At 56.1% G+C, this 10,346-nt stretch carries 6 protein-coding genes; 2 read left to right on the top strand and 4 right to left on the bottom strand.

All coding sequences use genetic code 11. From position 1 onward, the window contains the following. Positions 1-6: 6 nt before the first annotated feature. The 3 genes from AAGJ81_05820 to AAGJ81_05830 all read right to left on the bottom strand — a co-directional run bounded on the left by AAGJ81_05820 (position 7) and on the right by AAGJ81_05830 (position 6,758). The gene (locus AAGJ81_05820) at positions 7-2,706 is read right to left on the bottom strand and encodes an autotransporter-associated beta strand repeat-containing protein (protein MEM0965647.1); all 2,700 of its coding nucleotides are present in this window, start codon (positions 2,704-2,706) and stop codon (positions 7-9) included. 210 nt (positions 2,707-2,916) lie between these two features. Further along, positions 2,917-4,788: a PEP-CTERM sorting domain-containing protein gene (locus AAGJ81_05825; GenBank protein ID MEM0965648.1), complete on the bottom strand. Its 1,872-nt coding sequence runs from the start codon at positions 4,786-4,788 to the stop codon at positions 2,917-2,919. Positions 4,789-4,805: 17 nt separating this feature from the next. Further along, positions 4,806-6,758, bottom strand: a complete 1,953-nt coding sequence (locus tag AAGJ81_05830; protein MEM0965649.1) for an autotransporter-associated beta strand repeat-containing protein — start codon at positions 6,756-6,758, stop codon at positions 4,806-4,808. A gap of 262 nt (positions 6,759-7,020) precedes the next feature. On the opposite strand from AAGJ81_05830, the gene AAGJ81_05835 reads away from it, so the two are divergent. After that, on the top strand, positions 7,021-7,239 hold the full coding sequence (locus AAGJ81_05835) for a hypothetical protein (protein MEM0965650.1): 219 nt from the start codon (positions 7,021-7,023) through the stop codon (positions 7,237-7,239). Between the two features lie 34 nt (positions 7,240-7,273). On the opposite strand, the gene AAGJ81_05840 is transcribed toward AAGJ81_05835, so the two are convergent. Next, on the bottom strand, positions 7,274-9,571 hold the full coding sequence (locus tag AAGJ81_05840; protein ID MEM0965651.1) for a PEP-CTERM sorting domain-containing protein: 2,298 nt from the start codon (positions 9,569-9,571) through the stop codon (positions 7,274-7,276). Positions 9,572-9,788: 217 nt separating this feature from the next. On the opposite strand from AAGJ81_05840, the gene AAGJ81_05845 reads away from it, so the two are divergent. Then, positions 9,789-10,337 carry a transposase gene (locus tag AAGJ81_05845; protein ID MEM0965652.1) on the top strand — a complete coding sequence of 183 codons (549 nt, stop codon included), beginning with the start codon at positions 9,789-9,791 and terminating at the stop codon, positions 10,335-10,337. Positions 10,338-10,346 lie beyond the last annotated feature (9 nt).

Below are 10,346 nucleotides of genomic sequence, written 5' to 3' on the forward strand. Positions count from 1 at the left end.
CTCCAATCACCCCCACCTTTTCCGTCGCAAAACCACTAACGCCGCACCCAACGCAATCAACCACGTCGTCGCCGCCTCGGGAACTGCGGTAATGTCGAGAGTTCCGCTTGGTGCATCAAAGGTCCCTTCGAATCCGCTCTGCTGGAACCTTACATCCGTAAACGTCATTCCTCCGATTACGTTCGGCGAATCGAAGATTTGGAACGAATCCCCGATCACCGGAATGTAGCCTCCGAGAAAGCCGATCAGAAGCTCCCCGCCATACGTGATATTTCCGTCCACCTCAATCTGATCGAAGCTCGTCAGGCTTTCCAGCTCGATAAAGGTTGTCGAGGTGGACTGAAGGACAAGGTCGGAAGCAAAACGAAGCGTCCCTGCTGAGTTACCGGGGGAAAGCGTGCCGGAGACCTCGGTTACACCTATCACCGTTCCTTCACCGGCCAGAGTCCCTCCCGACTCGACCGTCACCGTTCCGCGACCCAGTGCTCCGGAGGTTGTTCCGTTGCCAACATCCGTAATGCGCAGGATGCCATCCAAGATGGTTGTGCCACCCGTGTAATTGCTGGCGGCGGTAAGAATCGTTTCACCGGAACCCTGGTGGACGAGGGCCGTCGATCTGTTGATTTCCACACCGGCACCATCGGAGGCGCCGTCTCGGGAGAACGTATACCCGCTATCGCTGTGATTGAAGATTACGGTGCCTGTGCCATTCTCAGTAAATACCTGCGGGGCGTTAACGATACCAGACGCCCCGCCTTCACCAATCCGAAGTATTCCGATACTCTCGGAAGACCGGAGTCCGATACGGATACCCTGGTCGTTCACCATGTTGATTCGCCCTCCGTCCGCAACCAACAGTTGTCCGGTCCCGTTATTCCCAAGATTAAGCAAGCCCCCCAGATTCAGGCGCGAGCCCGCTCCAACAATTCGTACGTTCCCCACACCGCCACTCTGACCAATGAATGAGGGTTCGCTTTCGTTTGTTACCTCACCGCCCGCTTCCACGTCGAGGCTGCCCTCACCTCTGTCGCCAACGGTGATCCCTTCGCTGACGAGCCAGATGGATGCGTTTCCGGTCTCGGTTGACTCCCCAGTCACGGTCACGATGCCTGTCGAATCGGGTAACGAACCGATCACAGCCTTCAAACTCCTGACCGCTCCACCCTCCTCGATACCGAGGGTTCCATTGCCTTTGCTGCCAACAATCAGTGATCGTTGTGAAAGATTCCACAGCGAACCACCTCCGGTCACGGTAACGGTCCCGGAGCCTTCTTCGGTATCACCAAGAATTCCCATGCGTCCCGTAACCACGAGGCCACCGTCCGCCACGGTCAGTTCACCGGTGCCCTGTTCCCCCACCACCAGTTTTGATTCGCCGATCCAAGCTGAGCCCGATCCCGAAACCGTTACAGTGCCGTTACCGCTGGGCTCGCCACCCAAGACCGCGTCCCGTGTAGTCGTCAACTCACCTCCGTCCAGAATTCGCAGGATCCCCCTGCCATCCGCTCCGATGACCAAAGCGGGATCGCTGGTCAGCCCGTTCCCGATCTTCCATTGCGAACCCATCCCGGTCACAGTGACCGTGCCGTCACCCGCTACGTTTGATCCCAGAAAACCTTGGAGGGAGGTTACGGTTCCACCATCTGCAATGGTGAGTGCTCCTGTGCCCCTACTCCCGATCTCGATCTCCTCCGCGACAGTCCATTGCGAATCGGTTCCGGTCACCGTGACTTCACTGTCTGAAGTTTCGATCTGGGCAATGACACCGCTACGACTGGACACCTCTCCGCCCGACTCAATCCTAAGCGTTCCCTCGCCTCGACTGCCAACGGTCAGGTTACCCGTTTGACTCCACTCTGAACCACTCCCGGTAACTGTTGCGGAGCCTACAGAATTTACACCGCTGGCCATCACGGCATCCGCATTCGAGACAAAACCACCCGCCTCGATCCGAAGGGTGCCATTACCGTTTCGACCGACATTGATGCTTGTAGGATTGTTGTTTCCAGAATCCCGATTCAACCACTGCGAGCCTATCCCGGTAACCGTGACCGTCCCTCTGGATCCGTCCTCGAACGCAATGGAGGAGAATTCGTCTGTTGGCGAGTTTGCGCTGGTCACCACGCCACCGTCCGAAATCGTTAGATCACCCCTGCCCTGGTCACCCACCAGAAGACGCTGATTGATGTTCCATTGCGAGCCACTACCGGTTACGGTGGCTGTGCCACGAGCAAGTGAACTCTCCCCTAGAATCCCGTCCTGGGCGACATTCACCAAACCCTCAAGCTCGATCGTAAGAGTGGCCAACCCTTGTGAAGCGACGGAAAGGTTCCCTGTGAGATTCCATCGAGAAGATATAGTTCCCAAGAAAGGATCGACCCCGGATATCGTTGCCGAGCTGATTTCTCCAGTTGCGGGGCCCAGAAGCTCGCCATTGGCAAGGCGAAGCTGAGAGCCGCCTTCGACCTCTAGGACGCCAGCATTGTTGTTGCCACCAATTGTGCCATCATCACTGGAGCTGCCTCCACCGGTCCAGAAAGACTCGCTACTGGGAGTCCGACTCCCCGAAATCGAAATCTGAGCGGAGAGCGGATTCAGCCCCCCCATCAAAAGAGACAGAACAAGAATTCCCGCAACAATCACTGTCTTGGAAATAGGATGATCGTGATTTCGAAAGGCAGACATTGAAAAAAAGACGGTCTTCATACTACCAAGATTCCACCGGCCTGTCATTGGACTGGAGTACCAAAATCCATTGGACTGGAGTCTCACTGGAGGGACATCGTCCTCGATGTCCGGGGACCGAAACCACCAAGGTGTGCGACCGCACCAAAACATCTTTCGCCCTCATTCGGGCAACGATCAAAACTTGGCGGTTCCAACCGCATCCAGACATCGAGGACGATGTCCCTCCAATCAACTACGTCTTCTCCGCCGCAGAAGCGTGAGGGCCGCCCCCAACGCAATCAACCAAGTCGCCGCCGACTCGGGAACTGCGGTAATGTCTAGAGTTCCGTTCGATGCATCAAACGTTCCTCCAAACCCGCTTTGCTGGAACCTCAAGTCCGTAAACGTCATCCCTCCAATGACGTTCGGCGCTTCGAAGATCTGAAACGAATCCCCGATCACTGGAACGTAGCCACCGAAAAAACCGATCAAGAGTTCCCCGCCGTAAGTGATATTTCCGTCCACCTCAATCTGATCGAAGCTCGTCAAGCTTTCGATCTCAATGAACGTCGTCGCAGTAGACTCAAGGACAAGGTTGGTGGCAAAACGAAGCGTCCCCGGGGAATTGCCAGGGGAAAGTGTGCCCGAGACCTCGGTTACGCCAAGCACCGTTCCTTCACCGGCCAGAGTCCCTCCCGCCTCGACCGTTACAGGTCCCGTGCCCAGTGCGGCGGAAGAAAACCCATTACCCACATCGGTGATGCGGACGGTTCCCGCGGAGATGGTGATGCCGCCGTCGTGGGTACTGTTCGCGGTAAAGATGGTTTCCCAGGAACCCTCGTGAAGGATAACCGTGCCGTTTTCGATGATCACACCATTGCTGCTCGCCGTTCCGTCTCGGCTGAAATAGTAACCGCTGTTGGTGTGGTTAAATACAATCGTGCCCGTCCCTGCACCCGTTTCGACCCGGCGGGAGTTGACGATACCCGCCGCACCCCCATCACCGATCTGCAGGGTGCCTGTTGCTGTTCCCGTTTCCCCCAAACGGATGGTCTGGTTGGCACCAAGATTGATCTCACCCCCTTCTGCTACCAATAATGTGCCTACGCCCCGGTTTCCCAAAAACAGTTGATCCGCCGCATAGTTTAATTCAGAGCCGGCTCCGGTCACTTCGATCACACCCACCGACCCCTCTCGGGCAGCAACCACTCGGAAAAAATTGGTATTCACCGTCACCACACCACCGGCTTCGACATAGAGCGTACCCGTTCCGTTGTTCGCCACCGTCAATATCTCTGTTTCCAAGACGGAACCACTACCGTTTACCGTCAACGTTCCATTCGAACCAGCATTGCCGCCGATCGTGGCGATACGGCTCGTGACGAAACCACCATCCTCAACATTCAGCGTGCCTGTGCCGCCCTGGCCGATGTTCAAGAGGTCACTGTTGTCCCATGTGGAGTTCATCCCGGTCACCATCACCGTGCTGGTCGAGCTGGCGTTGCGGGCGATGATGCCATCATCGTTGGAGACCAAGCCGCCGGCCTCGATCAACAGAGAGCCATTGCCATTCGTACCGACATCAAAACTTGTGCGAGTCGCCGTGTTGTTCGGGTCGCGATTCAGCCATTGCGAACCACTTCCCGTGACCGTGACCGAACCGGTCGAGCCACTACCGAAGGCGATGACGGAGCGGCCGGGACCGGGAATCCCCTGAAAGGTCGAATTGGTCACCAACCCGCCGTTCGAAATCGTCAGACTGGACATCCCCTCATTGCCAACCCGGATCCCTTGCGACATGTTCCATTGCGAACCAATTCCGGTGACGGTTGCGGTGCTGACGGGGCCTACACCCGAATTGGTGATATCGGCATTTTGAAGCGCAAGCAAACTTCCCCCATTGACGGTCAGCGTGCCTCCAGCCGACCCGGAACCGATCGTCCCGTTGGTCGCGGAGTTCCCACCATTGGACCAGAACAAAGCAGAATTATCGGGTGTCGTATCCCCGGTTACCTCGATAACGCCATACAGACTGGAAGATGAAAGCAGGAGAGACCATCCGCACACGATGACGGACAGAAAGTGGCGGTTCTTCAGGCAGTCATTTATGAGAGCAAGCACCCTTTCGCAATACCCAATCAACTGCGCCCCCGCCGCCGAAGTAGCGTGAGCGCGGCTCCCAACGCAATTAACCAGGTCGCTGCAGACTCTGGGACCGCCGTGATACTGAGAGTGCCCGTTCCTGAATCAAAGTCACCGGTAAACCCGTCTTGCTGGAACTTTACATCCGAGAAAGTCATTCCCCCGATGACGTTGGGCGCATCGAAGATCTGAAACGAATCCCCGATTACCGGAATGTAGCCTCCCAGAAAACCGATCAAGAGCTCCCCGCCATAGGTGATATCTCCGTCTACCTCGATCTGGTCGAAGTTCGTCAAGCTTTCCAACTCAATGAGTGTCTCCGAGGTGGCCTGTAACGTAAGATCAGAGGCAAAACGAAGTGTTCCCGACGAGTTGCCGGGGGAAAGAGTCCCGGAGACCTCGGTAGCACCGAGAACCGTTCCTTCTCCGGCCAGAGTTCCTCCCGACTCAACCGTTACCTCTCCGGTGCCCAGAACCGAGGCATTCGTTCCGACATCAGTGACACGCAAAGTCCCACCGCTGATGTTCGTCCCGCCCGTGTAAGTGCTGGTCGCCGTAAATGTCGTCTGGCCGGAGCCTTGATGGGTTACCGTTGAACCGCCTTGAATGAGCACCCCATTCGCAGCATCGGTACCGTCTCGGGTGAAAAAATAGTCACTGTCGGTATGGTCGAAGACTACGCTGCCCGTCCCATTCACGGACACAACGTTGACGATTCCGGCTACTCCACCGACACCAATTTGCAGGGTGCCGTTACCCCCTCCCGCGCCAAAACGGATTCCATTTCCGCTGGAGGTTGCAAATTCGCCCCCTTCACTCACACGCACGATACCCGTTCCCCGTAGGCCCAGTTCAACCCGACCAGAATGGCTCACTAGAGAACCAGCCCCGATCACGTTGACGATCCCCACCGCGGAGCCTTGGGTGGCGATGTTATGATTGGCACTGGAGTTCACGGTTACCGTAGCGCCATTCTCCACGTTGAGCGTACCGTCACCCCGATTCGCAACCGTCATCGTGTTAGTTACCCAGCTTGATTCGCTGCCAGTCACCGTCACACTTCCTTCTGAGCCCACGTTAGCGGCAATCGCGGACTGGTTACTGATCACCGATCCCCCATCCTCAACAAGGAGGGTGCCAACCCCACCTACGCCAATGTTCATCTGGCCGGAACTGGTCCAAGTTGAATCCGTCCCAGTCACCGTCACGCTACTGGTGGAATTACTGCCGCGGGCTACCAGTCCATTGGCGTTGGAAACGATCCCGCCCGCTTCAATAAGAAGAGTTGCATCCCCATTTCCACCTACATCGATTGCCGTAGGATTGTTGCTGGCATTCTGATTCAGCCATTGCGATCCCGCACCCGTAACGGTGACCATACTCGTTGAGCTGGCACTAAAGGCAATGACCGATCGACCATTGCTATTCGTATTCACCAAACTCGAATTAGTGACGACCCCGCCATCCGAAATAGTAAGAGAGGCGTCGCCATCATTGCCAATGCGAAGGCCATTGGTGTTCTCCCAACGAGAACCCGCACCGGATACCGTGACGTCCCCACTGCTGCCACTGGAATCACCAACGAAGGCATTGCCTCCGTTGCTTACCTCTGCTCCGGCAAGCACGCTGAGAGTCACCTGTCCCGCACCTCCAATCAGAAACGAGTTGCTGCTACCCCCCGCAATATTCCATTGAGACCCGGACCCCGTAACGCTGGCCGAACTAACGGCCCCGCCACCGGGACTCAGAATACCCACAGTCGAAAGATCCAGCACACTCCCATTCTCAACCGTCAGCGTACCGACAGCGGATTCGGAGCCTATTACCCCGTCGGTCGAGGAGTCCCCACCGTTCGTCCAAAACGAACCAGAATTATCAGGCGTAGTGACCCCAGTTACTGCGATTTGGGCAGGCAAAGGAGCTGCAACCCAAAGGACTGAAGTGATCATGGAACAGAGAAAAAAACTGCCAGTTTTCATTGTAGAATCTATCGGTTAGGCATTAGACAAAACCTGAAGAATACCAAATCTTCGAAAGTCTGTCATTAGACTGGAGTACCAAAATAAATTGGACTCAGGTACCAGCAGGGGACGCGCACCCAGGGAAAAGACGAACTTTAAACGTTTAACTTCCAACGCTGAACATCGAAGGAGGGACATCTCTTAACGTTGGACGTTTAGCGTTCAAAGTTGAACGCTCGCTATCTCAAGGGTGGGAGACAATGAAGTGGTTTCTTCTTACCCAACACCTGGTAAAAAAGGTTCGGTCGCATTCGGTTCGCGGGACCTTGTCGCCCACCCGGACGACTGGCCTTACCAGGGAGAGCTGAATCAATTGTCTTTTTCGTGGACACATCTTTGGAGGGACATCGTCTCGATGTCCGAGAACCGATTGGATGGAACAGACATCGAGGACGATGTCCCTCCATAAGACTATAACTCAAACGCCGAGGCCGGCGTCCCAATCACCCCCGTCTTCTCCGCCGCAGAAGCGTAAGCGCGGCACCCAATGCAATCAGCCAGGTCGTCGCAGGCTCGGGAACGACGGTAACCGCATAGCTACTGAATTGGGTAACCCCAAAGCTGAACTGGTCGCCATCATAGGCTTGGATTACCGGAGTGAAAGCGGACCAGATCGTGGAACCGTCGGCTTGGAACCAAATGTTCAGCAAACTGTCGTCGATTCCCGAACCGATCTGAAAGGAAAGAACCGTGAGTTGATCGGGCATCGTTGTTTCGAAATCGTAGGCGATAAGCACGTCTTGACCGTCGATGGAGGTAACGTCCAAAGCGGTTGCTTCAAACGTCTCCGCTCCGACTCCTTCACTGAAACCGACGACAAGATCGGGAGCGTACCGTACGCGTCGCCCGCCTAGGTCGCCACTGGTATCGGAAGTGATGGCACTGACTTCGAACTCGTTGGTAGAGGCGTTCCAGGTTCCGCCGACACCTTGGAAAGTTCCGGCGCCGGAAAGACCGCCACCAGCAGAGATCGGGGCATATGTCCCGGATGCCAACTCGGCCCCTGCCAACAAATTGACCGTGCCGTTGTTGACAAAATCCTCTGAGTTGCCGGCAGTCACCATATTATTGCCATCGACCAGCAGGTTCATCGTGCCGTTCGAGAAAACGCGAATGCTCTGGTCCATGTTGATGCGGGCGCCCTGCGAGACGTTGACCGTGGCGGCCCCGCCTTGAGCGATCAACAATTCGCCATCGCTGCCGGTTCCTCTCCAGACTGTGCCGCTACCACGGACGTTTACCTGCGCGGCGGAGCCGACTTCAAAGGCCAACCGGCTGGGGCCCGTGACCGACATTTCAGCACCATCCAACAGGTTCAACGTGCCATCGCCGGCCGTCCCGACCCATAACTGGCCGGCTTCCCATCGCGTGCCCGCTCCGGTAACCGTGGCCGTTCCGACCGTATCAGGGCTATCGCCGATCAGCGTGTCCAATCCGCTCCGCACCAGCGATCCGCCGCTGACGTTGACAAAACCTATGCCCGTCTCGCCATCACCACCGACGATAATTTCGCCCGCTACGTCAATGGTGCCGCCATTGGTGACGTTCAAAAATGTCGATCCGGTATGGGCAATAACCAGCAGGTCCGCTTCCAGTTCACTGCCAGCCCCATCCACGTTGATCGTGGCTTCAGAACTGTCTAAAAACGCAGCGGCACGTAACTCGCCCGCCACATCGACCAAGCCACCATCTAGGATGTTCAGAAACGAAGTGCCGTCATCGGAAAGCGTGAAGTCCGTATCTACGATCAACTGCGAACCACTTCCCGTCACAGTCACGACCGCTTCGCCAGGAGTAAAAAATGAAGTCAACAAACTTCCAGCTTGAAGACGCCCGCCATCGCTGATGAGTACCGTCGAGTTTCCATCATCCGAAAAGGTTGCATCTGCATCGATGATGAATTCTGAGCCGCTTCCCGTCACCGTCACACCGACATCGCTGCCAGAGCCCTGCGCAGCCAGCAAACTGCCTACCTGCAGTCGCCCGCCGCTCTCCACCAAGACCTCCATATCCCCGTTCCGGCCAAAAAACACGGGTGCATCAAAGGTGGCCTCACCCCCGTCGGAAATGGTCAACGTCGCATCATCTTCCGAAGCAAAATTGGATTCATCCGTGGCGTTGAGCTGCGACCCGTTGCCGCTGACCGTCACGTGTCCTTCGGACTGAGCCAAGTTGGAAACCGCCAATTCGAGTGTATTGACCACGCCTCCATCGAGGATTTCCAGGCGACCCAAAGCTTCCTCCCCAATAATCAGCCGACTGCGAGCGGTCAACGTCGACCCCGCACCCGTGACCCTGATCGTTCCCTCGCTGCCCAGCCAGTTACTGGATTTGATTTCCTCGCCTTCTACCGATCCTCCGGCGGAGACGGTCAAATTGCCAACACCAAATTCGCCGATCGAAATGTTCGCCGTGGTATTGATTCGTGAGTTGCTGCCGGTCACCGTGACGGTGGACGTGGCCGCGCCATCGTCACTTGTGATCAGTTCATCCAGTGCAAGCAACGATCCTCCATCGACGTCCAGTGTACTGTTGCCTGCCGCCGTACCGAGGATGCCTGAAGTCGCAGAATTGCCGCCATTGATCCAGAAGGATGCGTCCGTCGGATCAAAGCTACCTTCTACTTCGATGATGCCAAAGGCCGGACCGGAGCTAATGACAGCTATCGCCAAAAAACAGGCTCCGGACGGGAGAATTGAGCGGCTTCTGGAAGCAATCAGCTGCGTGAGAGGTTTCATCATTCTGGAAGGAAGATAGTGCTGCATTCGAAACGCGAACACGAAAATAAAAATAGCCGTTACTCTACCAAAGTTCCACAGTCCTGTCATTGGACTGGAGTACCAAAATCAATTGGACTGGAGTCTCAGCCCAATGGACCCCAGCAGGACGCAACGCGGACACCGAGACGGCGTCCCAACACGCGCCCATGGAGGGACATCTTCCTCGATGTCCGCGAGCATGCCAAACGGCGCCGCAATTATTGCCTCCAAGGAAAATTTTGGCGAAAACCCGCTCGTGAATCCTTCAAACCCAGAAAATCCTCTCCCGCAACGGAAACGGCCCGCCCATCATCCGCCTATTTCTCGATACAACTGCTCAATCCTAATTTTCGTCACAGTTTGCACCCAATCCCGCAGGACCGGACTCGCTACAGAAGATGCCCTCGATGCTTTCGCGGATGCTTGCCAACGCGCCGATCGCTGGAGGATCGGCAGGTTCCTGCTCATGCCCGATCATGTTCATTTCTTTTGTTCGCCCGCCCGCAATCCGAGCGGCACCCATAAGAACTGGATGAGCTACTGGAAGCGGGCCTTTACCACTAAAATCCGGAAAACCGATCCGGGATTTTCATGGCAAAGGGATTTCTGGGACACCCAGATGCGCAACGCGGATTCCTACACCGCAAAGTGGAACTACGTGAGGGAAAATCCGGTCCGTGCCGGGCTCGTCGCCCATCCTGAAGATTGGCCTTATCAAGGAGAGCTAAACCGATTGTCGTTTTCGTAGACGCATCCA

The organism is Verrucomicrobiota bacterium (genome assembly GCA_038744685.1).
Lineage (GTDB): Bacteria > Verrucomicrobiota > Verrucomicrobiia > Opitutales > Puniceicoccaceae > Puniceicoccus.